The following is a 19,041-nucleotide window of genomic DNA, read 5'->3' on the forward strand; positions in this document are numbered from 1 at the left end:
TTTTAGAAGATTAAATTATGAATTCAAATCGTGCTTTTATAATTCCTCCGAGTTTAACCAACGAGAAATCGTTGAAAACACTAGTGGAAAACAGAACCGTTTATTCCCTAAATCATTGTGAGTTAAACCTTTTTGAAACCTACGAATCTTCGCAATTGGTTCCCTTAAAATTTAATGATTTAGTGGTAACCAGCATGTTAAGAGGTAAAAAAGTAATGCATTTGTTTGATGATCCTAGTTTTGAATATTTACCCGGAGAAACGGTTGTTATTCCTTCGAATGTGGAGATGAAAATTGATTTTCCTGAGGCTTCAAAAAACAATCCTACACAATGCTTAGCTTTGGCAATTGATCAAACTAAAATTTCAGAAACCCTTCATTTTCTTAACGAACGTTATCCTAAAGAAGGCAATTCCCAATTTTGGCAACTCAATTATCAAAATTATTTCTTTTACAATAATGTTGAACTGGCAAGCACCATTAATAAATTGATTAAAGAATGCATGAGTACGTCGATTACTAAAGATGCATTGGCCGACTTAACTTTACAGGAATTGTTAATCCGAATTATCCAGACACAGACCGCAAAAGCGATAGATGACGGAGTATATACCGACCCCAATAATCCTATTACGCAAGTGGTAGAATTTATTAGAACGAACTTAAAGGAAAATATAAGTCTAAAGCGATTGAGTGAAAAATCGTGTATGAGTACGACTTCTTTCTATAGATTGTTCAAAAGAGAATTAGGGATGAGTCCAATTGAATTTGTGCTGCATGAAAAGATACGATGCGCCAAAAAACTACTCAAAAACCCAACGATTCAAATCAATGAAGTCTGTTATTTGTCAGGATTTGAAGATGCTAATTATTTTATTCGATTATTCAAAAAACACGAAGGAATTACGCCAAAACAATATCAGCTTTTACATGTAAATTAGTTTATTCGATGAATCTCACCGGCTCAAGGGATTGCTCCTCTTCTTCCGTAAAAATTCGGTATTCAATTCGGAATGTTTTTTTTAATGGTGTTTCCAATGAAAATCCACCTACTCCAAAAGCGTCAATTACATCTAAAGTGAAATGCGCATGTTTCCAATATTCGAATAAATCTTTGTCAACCCAAAATTCTGTGTTTTCGATGGATCCAATGCATACATCGCCCATTCTTTGGTAAAATCCTCCTTTTTCAAAACATTGTGGTTGTGTTCCTTCGCAACATCCTCCCGCTTGATAAAACATTAAATCACCATGTTTTTCCTGTAAAATTCGGATTAATTCTACTGCTTTTTCGGTTGCATCAATTCTTTTTATCATTTTTTCTATTTTAAAATAAAACCTGACAAATTATAGAATCTGCCAGGTTTATGATTAACCAATAATCAATATTTTTCTAAAAGAAACCTAATTTCTTTTTATCATAAGAAATCAGCATGTTTTTAGTTTGACGATAGTGACCCAACATCATTTTGTGATTCTCACGACCAATTCCGGATTGTTTGTATCCTCCAAAAGGAGCTCCCGCAGGATAAGCATGATACTGATTTATCCAAACACGACCAGCTTGAATTGCTCTTGGAACCTGATAAATTTCGTGTGCGTCACGTGTCCAAACTCCAGCGCCTAAACCATACATTGTATCATTTGCAATAGCAATTGCTTCTTCGGTAGTTTTGAATGTTGTTACAGCCAAAACGGGTCCGAAAATTTCTTCCTGAAAAATACGCATTTTATTGTGTCCCTTGAAAAGTGTTGGTTTGATATAATAACCACCATCAAGGCTTCCGCCTAATTTATTTTCTTCACCTCCAATAAGTACTTCGGCACCTTCTTCTTTTCCTAATTTGATGTAAGAAAGAATTTTTTCTTTTTGAACCAAAGAAGCCTGAGCGCCCATCATCGTAGTTTTGTCTAGCGGATTTCCTAGTTTAATTGCGGCTGTTCTTTCGATTACTTTGGCAATAAATTGCTCATAAATATCTTCATGAACCAATAATCTGGAAGGACAAGTACAAATTTCCCCTTGATTTAAAGCAAACATTACTGCGCCTTCAACTGCTTTATCGAAGAAATCGTCGTCAGCATCAGCCACAGATTTCAAGAAGATATTTGGGGATTTTCCACCTAATTCTAAAGTTACAGGAATAATGTTTTCGGTAGCATATTGCATAACCAAACGACCAGTTGTTGTAGAACCCGTGAAGGCTGCTTTTGATACTTTTTTATTTGTAACCAAAGCTCTTCCTAGTTCTGCACCAAAACCATTTACGATATTGATAACTCCTGGAGGCAAAATATCTCCTATTAATTCCATTAAAACCATAATAGAAATTGGAGTACTTTCGGCTGGTTTTAAAACTACAGTATTTCCTGCGGCTAATGCTGGAGCTAATTTCCAAACGGCCATTAAAATAGGAAAATTCCAAGGGATAATTTGAGCAATAACTCCTAAAGGTTCGCTCAAAGCTATCGACACAGTTTGAGAATCTAATTCAGTGATTGAACTTTCTTCCGCGCGAATTACTCCTGCAAAATATCTGAAATGGTCAATTGCCAAAGGAATATCAGCAGCCAGAGTTTCGCGAATGGCTTTTCCGTTATCAATTGTTTCAACGGTTGCAATGTATTCTAAATTGTCTTCAATAATTTGAGCAATTTTATTTAATAGTAAACTGCGTTCTGCTACGGAAGTTTTTCCCCAAGTTTGAAAAGCATCGTAGGCAGCATCTACTGCTAAATCCAAATCAACTTTGGTTGAATGTGCTGCTCTGGTGAACACTTTCCCATCAATTGGAGAAACGACATCAAAATATTGTCCACCGATTGGTGCTACAAACTTTCCTCCTATGTAATTATCATACGTTGCCTTAAATTCAGGTCTTTGTGCTATATTACTCATATACTATGTTGTTTTTAGTTTAACCAAATTTAGTTTGATATTAGTTCGTAGAATAGCACTATTGATGCAACTAATAGCATTAAATTTTCATATGTGTTTTTTTAGTGTTATTTTTTTATATAATTCATAAATTTAATTCTTTTTTGATGTAAAATTCTTATTTTAAATACTCACTTAATGCATGAAAACAGTTATAAAAAACCAAATAAATTGTTTCTTACTCCAAACTGCAATCCTTATATTTGCATTCTTATTAAAATTCACAAATGAAAATATCTTACAACTGGTTAAAACAATTCGTTAAAATAGATTGGAAGTCCGAAGAAACGGCAGCTTTACTAACCGATTTAGGTCTTGAAGTTGAAATTGTTGATAAATACCAATCAGTAAAAGGTGGCTTAGAAGGGATTGTAGTAGGTCACGTTCTTACGTGTATACAACATCCTGATGCGGATAGATTAAAAATAACTACAGTAGATTTAGGAGACGGAATACCGGTACAAATTGTATGTGGCGCAAGTAATGTAGCGGCAGGACAAAAAGTGCCTGTGGCGACTATCGGGACTATATTATATGATGCAACAGGTGTTGCTTTTACGATAAAAAAAGGGAAAATTCGTGGTCAGGAAAGCCATGGTATGATTTGCGCTGAAGACGAATTAGGTCTTGGTGAAAGCCATGAAGGCATTATGATTCTTGATAATGCTCTGGTTCCTGGAACAAAAGCCGCTACCGTTTTTAAAATTGAAAATGATGAAGTTTTTGAAATTGGACTGACACCAAACCGTGCCGATGCAATGAGTCATTGGGGAACAGCACGCGATTTGAAAGCCGGTTTGTTACAAAGTGGTGTCAATGTAGAATTGATTACTCCTTCGGTGAGTAATTTTAGAGTTGATAAAAGAATTCTGAAAATAGATATTGATGTTAAAGAATCAAAACTTGCTCCAAGATATTGTGGAGTAACTATTTCTGGAATTACGGTAAAACCATCACCAAGCTGGTTACAAAACAGATTAAAAGCGATTGGATTAAATCCAAAAAATAATATTATTGACGTAACTAATTATGTGTTACACGAATTAGGTCAACCACTTCATGCTTTTGATGCTTCAAAAATTAATGGAAAAATTAGTGTAAAAACGTTGCCTACAGGGACTAAGTTCGTTACTCTTGATGATGTTGAAAGAACTTTGGATGAGGAGGATTTGATGATTTGTGACGAAAAAGGTCCTTTGTGTATAGCAGGAGTTTTTGGTGGAAAAAAATCGGGAGTTTCTGAAAATACAAATTCTATTTTCTTAGAAAGTGCTTATTTTAATCCGGTTAGTATTCGAAAAACGGCTAAAAGACATCAATTAAATACAGATGCTTCTTTTAGATTTGAAAGAGGAATTGATCCAACTATCACTGTTTACGCATTAAAACGCGCTGCATTATTGATTCAAGAAGTAGCTGGAGGAGAAATCACTTCGGATGTTATAGATGTGTATCCAAAGAAAATTGAAGATTTTACTGTGTTTTTAAATTTCAGTAAAGTAGCTAAAATTATTGGTCAGGAATTATCAAAAGATACGATTAAGAAAATATTAGTTTCTCTGGATATTAAAGTAAACAGCGTTTCAGATGCTGGTTTAGGACTTACAATTCCTGCGTACCGCGTTGATGTGCAAAGAGAAATTGATGTTATTGAGGAAATTCTGAGGGTTTATGGTTATAACAATATCAATTTTTCTAAGAAACTAAATGCAACGGTTTCTAATTCTCCTCGAACTGAAGATTATAAAGTTCAGAATAGCATTGCGACTCAATTAAATTCTCAGGGATTTAATGAAATGATGGCGAATTCTTTGACTACAGCATCTTATGTTCAATTATCTGATTTATTGAAAGAAGAGCATAATGTAACGATGTTGAATCCGCTGAGTGCTGATTTAGCTACAATGCGTCAATCTTTATTGTTTTCTGGATTAGAAGCTGTTTCGTATAATATCAACCGAAAAAATGCAGATTTAAAATTATTTGAATTCGGAAAATCGTACCATAACTTACCTTCGGGATACGAAGAGCGCAAACATTTAACTTTGTTTCTTTCTGGAAACAGAAATCAGGAAAGTTGGACTAATACTCAAAAACCATCAGATTTCTTTTTGTTTAAAGGGTATGTAAATGCGGTACTTTCAAGATTAGGAATTCAAAAAACACAACACCTTCCTTTGACTTCGGATGTTTTTGCCGAAGGAATTGCAATAGGTTTTGGAGAAGAAGTAATTGTAGAATTAGGAGTAGTTAAGAAATCCATCTTAAAACATTTTGGAATCAAACAAGAAGTATTTTTTGCGGATTTTAATTGGGCTTTAATTTTGAAATTGATTACTACTAAGATAAAATATGCTGAAATTCCAAAATACCCTGAAGTACGCAGAGATTTAGCTTTATTGATTGATCAAAATGTAACGTACGACAGTATTTATAATATTGCACGTCAAACGGAGAAAACACTTTTGAAGGACATTAATTTATTTGATGTTTATGAAGGAAAAAATTTAGCCGAAGGCAAAAAGTCATATGCATTGAGTTTTATCATTCAAGATAATTCGAAAACCTTAACCGATGTTCAGATTGATAAAATCATGAGTAAATTACAGAAGAATTTTGAAACTGAGCTTGGAGCAAGTTTGAGATAAAAATATTCGCATAAAATTCAAAATCCCAATTCTAAATTTTAGAATTGGGATTTTTTTATAAAACACCTTTAACCAACAGTGTTTTACAATTAACAACTAACAATTAATTCCCAATCAAAAATTATTGTTTAGGTAATAAAACGGTATCAATTACATGAATTACGCCATTAGATTGATTTACGTCGGCAATAGTAACTTTAGCTTTATTCCCGCTTTCGTCTGTAATGTATAGATCCTTTCCTTGCATCCAAGCGGTTAAGGTTTCTCCACTTACTGTTTTTAGCATTGCCTTTCCATTTCCTGCTTTAATGGCTTTTGCTACATCCATTCCGTTCATTTTTCCTGCTACTACATGGTAGGTCAAAATAGTTTGCAGGGTTTTTAAATTTTCTGGTTTCAAAAGGGTTTCGACAGTTCCCATTGGTAATTTATCAAATGCTGCATTTGTTGGGGCAAAAACGGTGAAGGGGCCGGCGCTTTGTAGTGTTTCTACTAAACCAGCTGCTTTTACTGCTGCTACCAATGTGGTGTGGTCTTTTGAGTTTACTGCATTTTCTACAATATTTTTTGTTGGATACATTGCAGCTCCTCCAACCATAACTGTTTTTTGTGCAAATGAAGTTGTTCCTAAAGCTACTGTAAATAAGGCAATCGATAAAAATTTTCTAGTTTTCATAAAATCTATTTTTTTAAGTTATATAGACATTTACGGTGTTTGATTAGGTTTGGTTTTAAAAAAGAAAATTATTTTTAAAATAGGTACTTTTTTGAATGGTGATGAAACAGGAATAAGGTCTAATTAGCCCCGATGGCAGCAAGTATCCTTTTTTTGCGTACACCAAAGTTGATTTGGAAAAGTGGTTGCTGTGCAATAAAAAGATACTGCGTACAGCGGGAGGATTGTTGTATTATATTTAACTGTTGTGCTCCTGAGAAATAAAAGCACAAAAAAAAGTCCCACATTGCTGTGGGACTTTCTATATTTAAAAAATCAAGAATTATTTTTTCTCTGATTTTTCCATTTTAGCTTTTAATGCAGCTAATACATCATTGTTATCTCCCAAAGTTGCAGCTGGTGCGTTTGTAGATGATGCAGATGAAGTATTTTCAGTAACCGCTTTCACGTTTTTCTCTTCTTCTTCACGGAAGATTGCAGTGTGAGAAGCAACAACTCTTTTGAATTCTTTGTTGAATTCGATTACTTTGAAATCAGCTGATTCTCCTTTTTTCAATTTCTTTCCGTCTTCTTTTTCAAGGTGACGAGTTGGAATGAAAGCAACGATATCATCTCCGAATTCTACAGTAGCTCCTTTGTCAACAATTTCAGAAATTTCACCTGTGTGGATAGTTCCAACTGCGAAAGAATCTTCGTATTGATCCCAAGGATTAGCAGTAGTTTGTTTGTGACCTAAAGATAATTTACGTCCTTCAACATCTAATTCTAATACAACTACGTCTAATTTTTCACCAACATTTACAAATTCTGATGGGTGTTTGATTTTCTTAGTCCAAGAAAGGTCTGAGATGTAAATCAATCCGTCAATTCCTTCTTCTAATTCTACGAAAATTCCGAAGTTTGTAAAGTTTCTAACGATACCTGTATGTTTAGACCCTACTGGGTATTTAGCAGTGATATCAGTCCAAGGATCTTGTGATAATTGTTTGATACCTAATGACATTTTACGGTCATCTCTATCAAGAGTCAAGATAACTCCTTCAACAATATCTCCTACTTTTACGAAATCTTGAGCAGAACGTAAGTGAGTAGACCAAGACATTTCAGAAACGTGGATTAAACCTTCAACACCTTCAGCAACTTCGATGAAAGCACCGTAATCAGCGATTACAACTACTTTACCTTTTACTTTATCACCAATTTTTAAGTTAGCATCTAAAGCATCCCATGGGTGAGCATTTAATTGTTTCAATCCTAATTGAATTCTTGTTTTCTCATCATCGAAATCAAGGATTACAACGTTTAATTTTTGGTCTAATTCAAGAACTTCACTTGGGTGGTTGATTCTACTCCAAGAAAGGTCAGTAATGTGAATTAATCCATCAACACCACCTAAGTCAATAAATACACCGTATGAAGTAATGTTTTTAACAACACCTTCTAATACTTGTCCTTTTTGTAATTGACCGATGATTTCTTTTTTCTGTACTTCAATATCCGCTTCGATAAGCGCTTTATGAGAAACAACAACATTTTTGAATTCGTGGTTGATTTTTACCACTTTGAATTCCATCATTTTGTTTACATATACATCGTAGTCTCTAATTGGTTTAACATCAATTTGAGATCCTGGTAAGAAAGCTTCAATTCCGAAAACGTCAACGATCATACCACCTTTAGTTCTGCATTTTACAAAACCATTAACGATTTCTCCTGTTTCGTTAGCCGAAATAACTCTATCCCATGATTTGATAGTACGTGCTTTTCTGTGAGATAATACTAGTTGACCTGTTTTGTCCTCACGGATGTCAATTAATACTTCTACTTTGTCACCTACTTTTAATGCTGGGTTGTAACGGAATTCGTTTAATGAAATAACACCTTCCGATTTTGCGTTGATATCAACGATAACGTCTCTATCTGTAATTCTAACAACTACACCTTCTACTACTTCTTCTTGATCTGTAGCGATGAAAGTTTTTGAAACTAAGTCTTCGAATTCTTGTAAGTTTTTCTCATCAACAGCATCAATACCTTCTTCGAAATTGTGCCAGTTAAAATTTGCTAAAAACTCTTCTTGTGATTTTAATTGTTCAGACATGCTGATTAAAAATTTGTATTCTGTGTTTTCTCGTGTTTCTTGATGCGGTAGAAAATACAGAAGTTGTTTATATAAATAATTGATACCTAAAGGAAACGCTGACCGCCAAAAGGTGTGCAAAAGTATGACATTAATATGAATTCGCAAAATATTTTTGAAGAGATAGTAGAAGAAAACCAAAAAGTTAATCGATTAATAATCAGTCGTATTTTATAAAATAAGAAACCCGATACTTAAAAGCACCGGGTTTGGTTTATATTTGATTGTGAATTCTATTTAATGGGTCAATTCTCCTAATACTTTTGGATCATGTTTGTATTTGAAAACAAAAGGGAAAATAAGTGCCAAAACTAATGCATAACTGGCAAAAGTAATCCAGATTCCAAACCAATCTTTACTTCCGTCCGTTAAGGTGAAATATTGTTGAATGATGTAACCGCTGGCAAAACTTCCTATTAAGGCTCCAAAACCGTTAACCATCATCATAAACATACCTTGTGCACTACCTCTAATTTTTGAATCCGTTTGGGTTTCAACAAACAAGGATCCTGAAATGTTAAAAAAGTCAAATGCCATTCCGTATACAATACAAGACATTATAATCATCCAAAGTCCGTCAGAAGGGTTTCCGAAAGCAAATAATCCAAAACGCAATACCCAAGCTAACATACTGAATAACATCACATATTTAATTCCAAATTTTCTTAAGAAAAAAGGAATTGCCAAAATAAATAAGGTTTCAGAAACTTGTGAAATAGACATGATTATTGCCGGATATCGAACAGCAATGGTATCTTTATAAATATCAACATTGGCAAAATCATGAATATAAGTATCTCCGTAAGCATTGGTCAACTGCAAGGCTGCTCCCAATAACATAGAAAATACGAAGAAAATAGCAAATTTTCGTTGTTTAAATAATTCGAAAGCATTCAATCCTAAAGCTTTTGTGAAAGAAGCGCTTTTCTCGCCTTTGCACATAGGAGGACATTTTGGTAAAGTAAATGCATAAACACCTAACAAAAATGCTACTACACCAGCAATATAAAACTGATTTGCAGAAGTTTCATTATGAGTTAAACTAACTACCCAAAGTGCAACAATAAAGCCTATTGTTCCCCAAATTCGAATGGGCGGATAATCTTTTACCACATCCATATCCTTTGCTTTTAAGGCATTATAGGCAACAGTAATTGATAAAGAAATCGTTGGCATGTAAAAAAACATATTAACCAACATCACCCAAAAAAAAGTAGTTGGATTATCGACTTGCGGTAAATAAAACAATGCTATGGCTCCAAGAAAATGAAGCAATCCGTATAGTTTTTCTGCGTTAATAAATCGATCCGAAATTATTCCGGTTAACGCAGGCATAAAAACAGAAGAAATTCCCATTGTAGAGAATATTATTCCAAACTCAGTCCCGGACCAATTCTTATTATTAAACCAATATGCCCCAATAGTAAGTAACCACGATCCCCATATAAAGAACTGAAGAAAGTTCATTATTACCAATCTATTTTTAATTCCCATAAGATGAATTGTATTTTATTTAAAAAATAGTAAGCCGTAAAACTACTATTAAAAATGGTATTGAACAAGTTTTATAAGGGATTAGTAACGTCATTTACCAATTCTAAAACAGCATCAAATTGTTCTTGTTTTGTAAGATATGAATTGTCAATTTCAATAGCATCATCCGCCATAACCAAAGGCGAATCTTCTCGATTTGTATCAATATAATCACGTTCTTCAACGTTTTTCAATACTTCTTCATAAGTAACGGGATCGCCTTTTTCCTGTAATTCATCAAAACGTCTTTGTGCTCTTGTATCTGCACCGGCTGTCATGAATATTTTGAGCTCAGCATCCGGAAAAACTACGGTTCCAATGTCTCTGCCATCCATGACTATTCCTTTATTTTTACCCATTTTTTGTTGTTGCTCCACTAATTTAGCGCGAACTTCTGAAATTTCAGCCACTTTACTCACAAAATTAGAAACTTCAATAGTTCGAATTTCAGTTTCTACGTTTGTTTCATTCAAATACATCTCAGCAAAACCTAAATCAGGATTAAATTTAAATTCTAATTTAATGAAAGGCAAACTGTTAATCAATGTTTCTTTATCAAAAAAATCAAGACTGATATAGCCGTTTTGCATCGCAAACAAAGCAACTGCGCGATACATTGCGCCTGTATCTACATATACATATCCCAATTTTTTGGCTAATTGTTTTGCCAAAGTACTTTTTCCGGTGGATGAAAATCCATCAATTGCAATAGTAATTTTTTTACTCAAAGTATGAAGTTTAAAGTTCTTAATTCTAAATTGATTCTCTGTTTTTTTATCGGATAAATTATTCCTGAAAATTTATTGTCAGTCCAAAAAGGCTTGTATTTCCAGCTAATGTGTATCTGGAATAGGAATAATTGAATTTCAATTTATTTAATTTTAATCCAAAACCTAACGAAACTCCGGAGAAATTGCGTTGTTCCAAAATTTTTAATTCTTCAGCTCTACGAAAATTGTAACCAACCCTGAGATTAAACGCTTTTTTAGGAAACAGTTCCGCCCCAAAAATAACGTGACGCAACGCATTATTAACAAATGATATTTTTTCTTCATCAGTATTGCCGTCAATTGAGTTTTCGGCACGTACAGGATTAGAAAAAGCAATATTCCATTGTTGTAAATTCTCTAAAGTAAGATGCCATCGTATGGGCACATTTTCTAGTTCTTGTGAAACACCGGCAATAATTTCTAAAGGTAATTTTTCGTTTGTTCCCGAGTATGTGGTAAATTGAGTTCCAATATTTCGAATAACTAATCCCCAATTTACATCGTTTCTTTCGTCTATAAAAAGTGCTCCAATATCTATGGCGCCTCCCAAAGAGCTATAACTTTCTAAATTCGAAGAAATCAATTTTGCATTCGCACCAATATGAATATCCGTGTTCGGAATATTGTAAGAATATCCTAATGAAAGCGCTATTTCACTACCTGAAAAACTACTGGTAGCCTGACCATTTTCATCGTAACCATCAAAATTTCCGTAATTCACATAATTAACTCCTGCCTGAAAAGTTTGCAAATGTCGGTCGTAAGTATAGGCGTAAGAAGCTGTTCCGTAGGTGACTTCTTTAAAATAACTTCCGTAATTTAATGCCAAATGATTGTCCATATCCGCATTTATAGTTGCCGGATTAAAATGTGCCTGATTCACATCGTCATCATAAATTGTGATTGTTTTTCCGCCTAAAGCTGCTTGTCTGGGAGATGTAATCAAATTCAGAAACTGATAGGTGTACTTCCCTCCTATTTGACTGTATGAAACAGAGCAAAAGAAGAATAAAAATACAAATAAGAGTTTTTTGAGCATGCTTTAAATCGCTATTTTAAAATAGTAAAACGCAATTGCGAAGATAAAATTATAAATACAATAATTGCGTGTTTGAAACTCACAATTGTAAATAAAAATTCCAAATTCTAAACTAAATAAATCTAGTTTTTGAATTTGGAATCTTATTTTAGTGCTTGTATTTATTAAGCTAAATCTTTCGCATTTTTAACTTTTTGAGTAGTCAACGCAATTTTCAGCACCTCACTCATTTCTTTTACGTAATGAAAAGTAAGTCCTTCGAGATATTCTGCTTTGATTTCATCAATATCACTTTTGTTTTCATGACATAAAATAATCTCTTTGATATTCGCTCTTTTGGCGGCCAAAATCTTTTCTTTTATTCCGCCAACCGGTAAAACTTTTCCACGCAAAGTGATTTCGCCTGTCATAGCAAGGTTTTTCTTAACTCTTTTTTGTGTCAACAAAGAAACCAAAGAAGTCAACATAGCAATTCCGGCACTTGGTCCGTCTTTTGGAGTAGCGCCCTCAGGAACGTGTAAGTGAATGTTATATTTTGAAAGTATATCAGGATTTAATCCTAATAATTCCGCATTTGCTTTAATGTATTCTAAAGCAATTGTAGCCGATTCTTTCATGACAGTACCTAGATTTCCTGTAATAGTCATTGCGCCTTTTCCTGGAGAAATCAAGGATTCTATAAATAGAATATCGCCTCCAACACTTGTCCAAGCCAATCCGGTAACAACACCGGCAACATCATTATTTTCGTATTTATCTCTTTCTAATCTTGGAACTCCTAAAACATTTATAATGTCTTCGTCAGTCACTTTTTTATTATAAGGTTCTTCCATAGCAACTGATTTTGCTGCGTTACGGATGATTTGAGCAATTTTGTTTTCAAGACCACGAACACCAGATTCTCTTGTGTAACCTTCAACGATTTTTTCTAATTGTTTTTTTCCAATGGTCAAATCCTTGCTCGTCAATCCGTGTGCAGCCAATTGTTTTGAAAATAAATGCTTACGTGCAATTTCAACTTTTTCTTCAATTGTATAACCGGACATTTTGATGATTTCCATTCGGTCTTTCAATGCCGGTTGAATCGCTGCCATATTATTAGACGTGGCAATAAACATCACTTTCGATAAATCGTAGCCCATTTCCAGGAAATTATCATAAAAAGCATTGTTTTGTTCCGGATCTAAAACTTCTAATAATGCTGATGACGGATCACCACTGTTACTGCTTGACAATTTATCTATTTCATCCAGAACAAATACTGGATTTGAAGTTCCTGCTTTCTTTAAACTTTGAATAATTCTTCCCGGCATGGCACCAATATAGGTTTTTCTATGTCCGCGAATTTCTGCTTCATCACGTAAACCTCCTAACGAAATACGCACATATTCTCTGCCTAAAGCTTCGGCTACAGATCGACCAATAGATGTTTTACCAACACCCGGAGGTCCTGTTAAACAGATTATTGGAGACTTCATGTCATTTCGAAGTTTAAGTACAGCCAAATGTTCAATCATTCTTTTCTTAACGTCTTCTAAACCAAAATGATCTTTATCTAAAACCTTTTGAGCATGTTTTAAATCGAAATTATCTTTCGAATATTCACCCCAAGGCAATTCTAAAAACAGTTCTAAATAGTTTCTTTGAATACCAAAATCAGGTGCCTGAGGATTCATTCGACGCATTTTTGATAATTCTTTTTCGAAATGAGTTTTAGTCTTTTCGTCCCATTTTTTGGTTTTAGCTTTCTGACTCATTTCGTCCATTTCTTCCTCCTGCGAAACGCCTCCCAATTCTTCTTGAATGGTTTTCATTTGCTGATGCAAGAAATATTCTCTTTGTTGTTGGTCTAAATCAAAACGAACTTTTGACTGAATATCATTTTTTAATTCTAATTTTTGAAACTCAACATTCATAAAACGCAAGGTTTCAAGAGCGCGTTCTTTCAAACCATTTATCGTCAATAAATCTTGTTTTTCCTTAACAGTCAAATTCATGTTAGAAGAAACAAAATTGATTAGAAACGACTTACTTTCAATATTTTTTATGGCAAATGTAGCTTCCGATGGAATATTTGGACTTTCCTGAATAATTTTGATAGCCAATTCTTTTAACGAATCGATTATGGCATTAAATTCAGTGTCATTTTTCTTTGGCCTTTTTTCAGAAACTTCTTTGATTGTAGCGGTGATATAAGGCTCTTCTGAAACTACTTCTGCAATTTCAAAACGTTTTTTTCCTTGAAGAATTACAGTAACATTTCCGTCAGGCATTTTAAGCACACGAAGAATTCTGGCCACCGTTCCTATTTTATTAATGTCGTCTTTTGAGGGATCTTCGTCTTCTTCATTAATTTGAGAAACCACTCCAATAACTTTTCCGGCTGCATTGGCGTCATTGATTAGTTTTATGGATTTATCTCTTCCTGCCGAAATTGGAATAACAACTCCAGGAAACAAAACCGTGTTGCGCAATGGCAAAATAGGTAATGAATCTGGTAATTCCTCGTTATTCATTTCCTCCTCATCTTCCGGAGTTAATAACGGGATTAATTCTGCTTCAGAATCAAATTCCTGAAGTGACAGATTGTCAATAGTGAGTATTTTGTGATTTGACATATTGTAATTGAGTCATTTTGTCATTAAACGTAAAAAACATTTAATACAAAGTTAGTGTATTTGTTCATTTATTTCCTTGTAAATCAAATAGTAATGTAACATTAATAAGTGATTTCTACCTATAAAATCAATCTTTATGCCATAATAAGAACGGTTATTTTATCTGGGTTCAAAAACAACTTTAAATACAATATGGTTTGAAAATATATTCCTTTTAAGCTCGATAGAAAACTAAATTTACCGTTTATATTTACAAAAGTGTAACAAATAAAAAAAAGTCAAGTCTATAGTATAAATCCCAATCAGTTGTTTGAGTTTGTCTAATCAAAATATCGAAGAATTAATTTTGCTTTGTAAGCAAAAAAATCAGCAAGCCCAATTCGAGGTTTACAATCGCTATTGTAAAGCGATGTATAATGTTGCGTATAGAATTGTGAAAGATGTACATTTTGCCGAAGATGTCATGCAGGAAGGCTTTTTGAAAGCGTTTACAAAAATAGAAGATTACAAACAAGAAGTGGCTTTTGGGGCTTGGTTGAAACGAATTATTGTGAATTGCAGCATTGATTTTTACAAAAAAAACAATCAGTTTCAACCCGAAGAATTAGAAAAAACATTGTCTAAAGTAGTAGAAACAACTTCGGATTTTACAGAAAATTTAAACTTTAATGATTTAAAAATCAAGCAGGTTTTAGATACTATTCAATCCTTAAAAGATAATTATCGAATGGTTTTGACTTTGTTTTTTATCGAAGGTTATGATCAAGAAGAAATCAGTGAAATTCTGAATATCAGTTATGCCAATTGCAGGACTACATTGAGCAGAGCAAAAGACAGTTTAAGAAAAAAATTACTAGAGATATGATACATGAAAATGAGAAATTAGACAAATTGTTTGAAAAATTTGATTCGCAATGGGACGTTCAAGAACCAGATAATAAACATGAAATTCGATTTTTAGACAAATTAAATTCGAAAACAAAAAAGAAATCCAAACGAAATTATTTTATTTCAATGGCAATCGCCGCATCTATTGTTGTATTACTGAGCATTTCTTTTTTTTACAACTCTAATGCAGAATCAAGTGAATTGAAATTTGCTTCGAAAGAAACTAAACAGACCGATTCAATTTTTACAGTTTTAATCGAAAAAGAATTAGAAAAAATAAAAGAGAAGAAATCACCTGAAAACGAAAAAATTATTGCGGATGCACTCAAGCAAATGAGAACTTTGGACAGTGATTATCAAAAAATAATCATGGAATTAGAAACGAACGGGGAAAGTAAACAAATTATTTACGCCATGATTAGCAACCTTCAAACCCGAATTTCTTTTTTACAAAACGTACTGCAGCATATTGAAGATAATGAAAACCGAAAAATAATTTCCGATGAAAAAACTATGTAATTTATTGATTTTATTAGTATTAATTCCATTTTTAGGTTTTTCAAATACTAATGATTTTACTTTTGTGAAGCAAAAAAGTATAAAGAAAGCGTATTTTGTCAATCTGGATGCGGGATTAAATATTGATAATTCTTATGGAACTATTTTTGTTACCACTTGGGATGAAGATAAAATTGAATTGGATATTTTGATAAAAGTAAGTGGCGATAGCGAAAATTGGGTAAACGAACGTATAAATGATATCAATGTTGACATTACCGCATTGAAAGGTTTGATTTCGGCCAAAACGGTAATTGCCAATTCAAGTTCTAAATACAAAGGTAAAAACAACAGTTTTGAAATTAATTATATCGTAAAAATTCCCAAAAACGGCAGTGTAAAACTCAATAATAAATATGGGAATATTACAACAACCGACCTTTTTGCCAATACCGATATCAATTGCAAATATGGAAAAATTAATTTGGGAAAGTTAAACGGAAATCGAAACGCAATTCTAATGCAATATTGTACCGATTCCAGTATTGATTTCTTGAAAAATGGAACTGTGAATGCTAAATATTCAGAAATAAAAATTGGTGAAGTCGTAAAACTTGATTTGATTTCAGATTATACAGATGTTGTTATTCAAGAAAGTGGCGATGTTAAATATTTAAGTAAATATGGAACAATCAAAATCCAAAATGTGAATTCATTAGACGCAAGCGGAAATTATTTGACCATAAAAATTGGATCTGTTTTTAATCAATTGCGATTGAATACCAAATATAGCAATGTGGGTATTTCAAGTATAAATGCCAAGGCAAATAACATTGCAATTGTTGCCGGATTTAGCGGTATTTCAATTGGATATCAACCCAATTATTTCTTTGATTTTAATGTAAGTGTTAAATACGCCGATTTTAAATACGACAGTGATTTAGACATTTATTCGAAAGAAGATAACAATAATTCAAAAGTATACAGCGGTTTTAATAAGAAAAAAGGAATTAATAATTTATCTGTAATTTCAGATTACGGGAATGTAAGTTTAACGAAGAAACAATAATCAAAAACCCCCATAACAATGAAAAAATCAATTCAATTATTTATTTGTAGTGCGTTTTTTTTAACCACATTGGCCAATGCGCAATGGTCATCAAAAGATAGAATTAAAGGAAATGGACATGTGACTACCGAAGTTCGAAAAACAACAGATTATGAGGCTATAAAAGTCGGCGGGTTTTTTGATGTGGATTTGGTTTCGGGAAATGAAGGTACGATTACCTTGGAAGGAGAAGGAAATTTACTTTCTTACTTGAAAGTGGAAGTGGTTGAGAATACATTGAGAATCTACACCGAGAAAAATAGATATATCAGTCCTAGCAAAGGTAAAACCATCAAAATAACCGTTCCGTTTGAATCGATAAACCAAGTTTCACTTTCAGGTTCGGGAGATATAAGAACAAAAAATACGATAGAATCAGAAACTTTTGTTGCTAATTTATCGGGTTCCGGCGATTTGACTTTAGACCTAAAATCGAATCAAGTTGAAGTCAATCTTAGTGGTTCCGGAGATATTGTTATAACAGGAAATACTGATAATTTCAACAGTAAATTAGCCGGTTCAGGTGATATTGACGCATCTGAATTGAATGCTAAAAATGTTGATGTTACCGTTGCTGGCTCAGGAGATAGTAAAGTAAATTGTACCGAAAGTCTCAAAGCAAGAGTTTCTGGTTCTGGTGATATTAAATACAAAGGAAATCCAAAGGAAAAAGATACTAAAGTAAATGGCTCAGGAGAAATTTCGAAAGGGTAATTATTTTGATTAGTTGTTATTCAAGGTGTTTTATGAATGTAAAACACCTTTTTTTGCACTCTTTTTAGCAAAATGACTCCAGTAACAAAGAAAATACACAAAAATACAATTGCAAATCGGGCACTTCCCGTCAGTTGATTGATAATTCCGTAGAGACTCATTCCTATAACGATTCCAATTTTTTCGGTCACATCATAAAAACTAAAAAAGGAAGCTGTGTCTACCGTTTTAGGAAGCATTTTGGAGTACGTTGATCTAGAAAGTGATTGAATTCCTCCCATCACTAATCCAACAAAACCCGCGATTGTATAGAATTCAAATGGTGTTGTGATGAAATATGCAAACACACATAAAGTCGCCCAAAAACAATTCAGAACAATTAATGTGTTTATGTTTCCATACTTTTCTGAAGCTTTAGAAGTCAATGTAGCCCCAATGATTGCTACGATTTGAATTAATAAAATACTTATAATTAATCCCATAGTCTTTTCAGAATCAGAACTCCAAATTATTTCTTGTTCTCCAAAATAAGTAGCAATAATCATTACCGTTTGAACGGCCATTCCGTATACAAAAAAGCTAAATAAAAACCTTTTTAGAACTATATTGTGTTCTAATAATTTCCAAACATTGTTGAGCTCCTTAAATCCGTTGAAGATTACTGCTTTCGTTACTTTATGTCCTTTGTTTCCTTTTGGCAAATAGAAATAGGTGTATTGACTAAAAACAATCCACCAAATTCCAACCATTACAAACGAATAGCGCATCGCTTTGATACTAGCTTCTCCTTCTGAACCGGTAATACCAAAAAAGTCAGGTTTCATTATCATAGCAAGATTGATAATCAATAGAATAACGCTTCCTACATAACCAAAAGAATACCCTCTTGCACTAACTTTATCTTGTTGCTCTGCAAATGCAATATCAGGTAAATACGAATTGTAAAATACCAAACTTGCCCAAAAACCAACTAATCCGAAGAAATAAAAAATTAAACTTAAATATATATTTTCTAAACTAAACCAATACAACCCAATACAAGAAAGCGATCCTACATAACAAAAGAATTTCATGAATATTCTTTTGTTACCAATATAATCTGCTATTCCGGATAATAATGGGGAGATTAAGGCAACCAATAAAAAAGCTGCTGCGGTAACAAAACTAATTAATGAAGTGCTGGTAAGTTCTGTTCCAAAAATTTCTAAAGAAGTAGCCCCTTTGATTTTGAATAATGCACCATAAAAAATAGGGAATATTGCTGAAGCAATGACTAAGCTGTAAACTGAATTTGCCCAATCATAAAAAGCCCAAGCATTCAATAATTTTGCACTTCCCTTTGGTAAATCTGCCATATTTAAATTTTTTACGAATTTATTTATTTCTAAACAGTAAATGTAAAAAAAATCATAAATAATGAAAATTTAATCTTTCTTTAAACTAAAAAAGCCAATTCAATTGAATTGGCTTT

General features: G+C 33.1%; 15 protein-coding genes. 6 read left to right on the forward strand and 9 right to left on the reverse strand.

What is annotated here, in order from left to right:
* Positions 1-17: 17 nt before the first annotated feature.
* Positions 18-941: an AraC family transcriptional regulator gene (locus tag O6P34_RS11545; RefSeq protein WP_269684661.1), complete on the forward strand. Its 924-nt coding sequence runs from the start codon at positions 18-20 to the stop codon at positions 939-941.
* 1 nt (position 942) lies between these two features.
* On the opposite strand, the gene O6P34_RS11550 is transcribed toward O6P34_RS11545, so the two are convergent.
* On the reverse strand, positions 943-1,317 hold the full coding sequence (locus tag O6P34_RS11550) for a DUF779 domain-containing protein (protein WP_269684662.1): 375 nt from the start codon (positions 1,315-1,317) through the stop codon (positions 943-945).
* A 76-nt stretch (positions 1,318-1,393) separates the two neighbouring features.
* Positions 1,394-2,899 (reverse strand): aldehyde dehydrogenase family protein, encoded by a 1,506-nt coding sequence (locus O6P34_RS11555; protein WP_269684663.1) that lies wholly within the window; start codon positions 2,897-2,899, stop codon positions 1,394-1,396.
* A gap of 266 nt (positions 2,900-3,165) precedes the next feature.
* Between O6P34_RS11555 and pheT the strand changes: the two genes are divergently transcribed.
* Positions 3,166-5,586 (forward strand): phenylalanine--tRNA ligase subunit beta, encoded by a 2,421-nt coding sequence (gene pheT, locus O6P34_RS11560; protein WP_269684664.1) that lies wholly within the window; start codon positions 3,166-3,168, stop codon positions 5,584-5,586.
* Between the two features lie 121 nt (positions 5,587-5,707).
* Here the strand turns inward: pheT and O6P34_RS11565 are convergent, their stop codons facing one another.
* From O6P34_RS11565 to lon, 6 genes are all read right to left on the reverse strand, one after another.
* A complete protein-coding gene (locus O6P34_RS11565) occupies positions 5,708-6,262 on the reverse strand; it encodes a fasciclin domain-containing protein (protein ID WP_269684665.1) in 555 nt (184 codons plus the stop codon).
* 322 nt (positions 6,263-6,584) lie between these two features.
* Positions 6,585-8,363 (reverse strand): 30S ribosomal protein S1, encoded by a 1,779-nt coding sequence (gene rpsA / locus O6P34_RS11570; protein WP_269684666.1) that lies wholly within the window; start codon positions 8,361-8,363, stop codon positions 6,585-6,587.
* Between the two features lie 276 nt (positions 8,364-8,639).
* A complete protein-coding gene (locus O6P34_RS11575; protein WP_269684667.1) occupies positions 8,640-9,896 on the reverse strand; it encodes a nucleoside permease in 1,257 nt (418 codons plus the stop codon).
* 71 nt (positions 9,897-9,967) lie between these two features.
* Positions 9,968-10,663: a (d)CMP kinase gene (gene cmk / locus O6P34_RS11580; RefSeq protein ID WP_269684668.1), complete on the reverse strand. Its 696-nt coding sequence runs from the start codon at positions 10,661-10,663 to the stop codon at positions 9,968-9,970.
* 58 nt (positions 10,664-10,721) lie between these two features.
* Positions 10,722-11,744 carry a type IX secretion system protein PorQ gene (gene porQ, locus O6P34_RS11585; RefSeq protein ID WP_269684669.1) on the reverse strand — a complete coding sequence of 341 codons (1,023 nt, stop codon included), beginning with the start codon at positions 11,742-11,744 and terminating at the stop codon, positions 10,722-10,724.
* A gap of 164 nt (positions 11,745-11,908) precedes the next feature.
* Positions 11,909-14,362, reverse strand: coding sequence for an endopeptidase La (gene lon / locus O6P34_RS11590; RefSeq protein ID WP_269684670.1), 2,454 nt, complete (start codon positions 14,360-14,362; stop codon positions 11,909-11,911).
* 310 nt (positions 14,363-14,672) lie between these two features.
* Here lon and O6P34_RS11595 point away from each other — a divergent pair, with 310 nt between their 5' ends.
* The 4 genes from O6P34_RS11595 to O6P34_RS11610 are packed head-to-tail and all read left to right on the forward strand — an operon-like array spanning position 14,673 to position 17,570.
* The gene (locus tag O6P34_RS11595; RefSeq protein ID WP_269684671.1) at positions 14,673-15,227 is read left to right on the forward strand and encodes an RNA polymerase sigma factor; all 555 of its coding nucleotides are present in this window, start codon (positions 14,673-14,675) and stop codon (positions 15,225-15,227) included.
* A complete protein-coding gene (locus O6P34_RS11600; RefSeq protein WP_269684672.1) occupies positions 15,224-15,769 on the forward strand; it encodes an anti-sigma factor in 546 nt (181 codons plus the stop codon). Before O6P34_RS11595 ends, O6P34_RS11600 begins: the two co-directional genes overlap by 4 nt.
* Positions 15,753-16,817, forward strand: coding sequence for a hypothetical protein (locus O6P34_RS11605; RefSeq protein WP_269684673.1), 1,065 nt, complete (start codon positions 15,753-15,755; stop codon positions 16,815-16,817). The genes O6P34_RS11600 and O6P34_RS11605 overlap by 17 nt, the downstream gene beginning before the upstream one ends.
* An 18-nt stretch (positions 16,818-16,835) precedes the next feature.
* Positions 16,836-17,570: a head GIN domain-containing protein gene (locus O6P34_RS11610; protein ID WP_269684674.1), complete on the forward strand. Its 735-nt coding sequence runs from the start codon at positions 16,836-16,838 to the stop codon at positions 17,568-17,570.
* Between the two features lie 20 nt (positions 17,571-17,590).
* Here the strand turns inward: O6P34_RS11610 and O6P34_RS11615 are convergent, their stop codons facing one another.
* Positions 17,591-18,925 carry an MFS transporter gene (locus O6P34_RS11615; protein ID WP_269684675.1) on the reverse strand — a complete coding sequence of 445 codons (1,335 nt, stop codon included), beginning with the start codon at positions 18,923-18,925 and terminating at the stop codon, positions 17,591-17,593.
* Positions 18,926-19,041: the final 116 nt, after the last annotated feature.

It is taken from the genome of Flavobacterium lacustre (assembly GCF_027474525.2).
Taxonomy (GTDB): Bacteria; Bacteroidota; Bacteroidia; order Flavobacteriales; family Flavobacteriaceae; genus Flavobacterium; species Flavobacterium lacustre.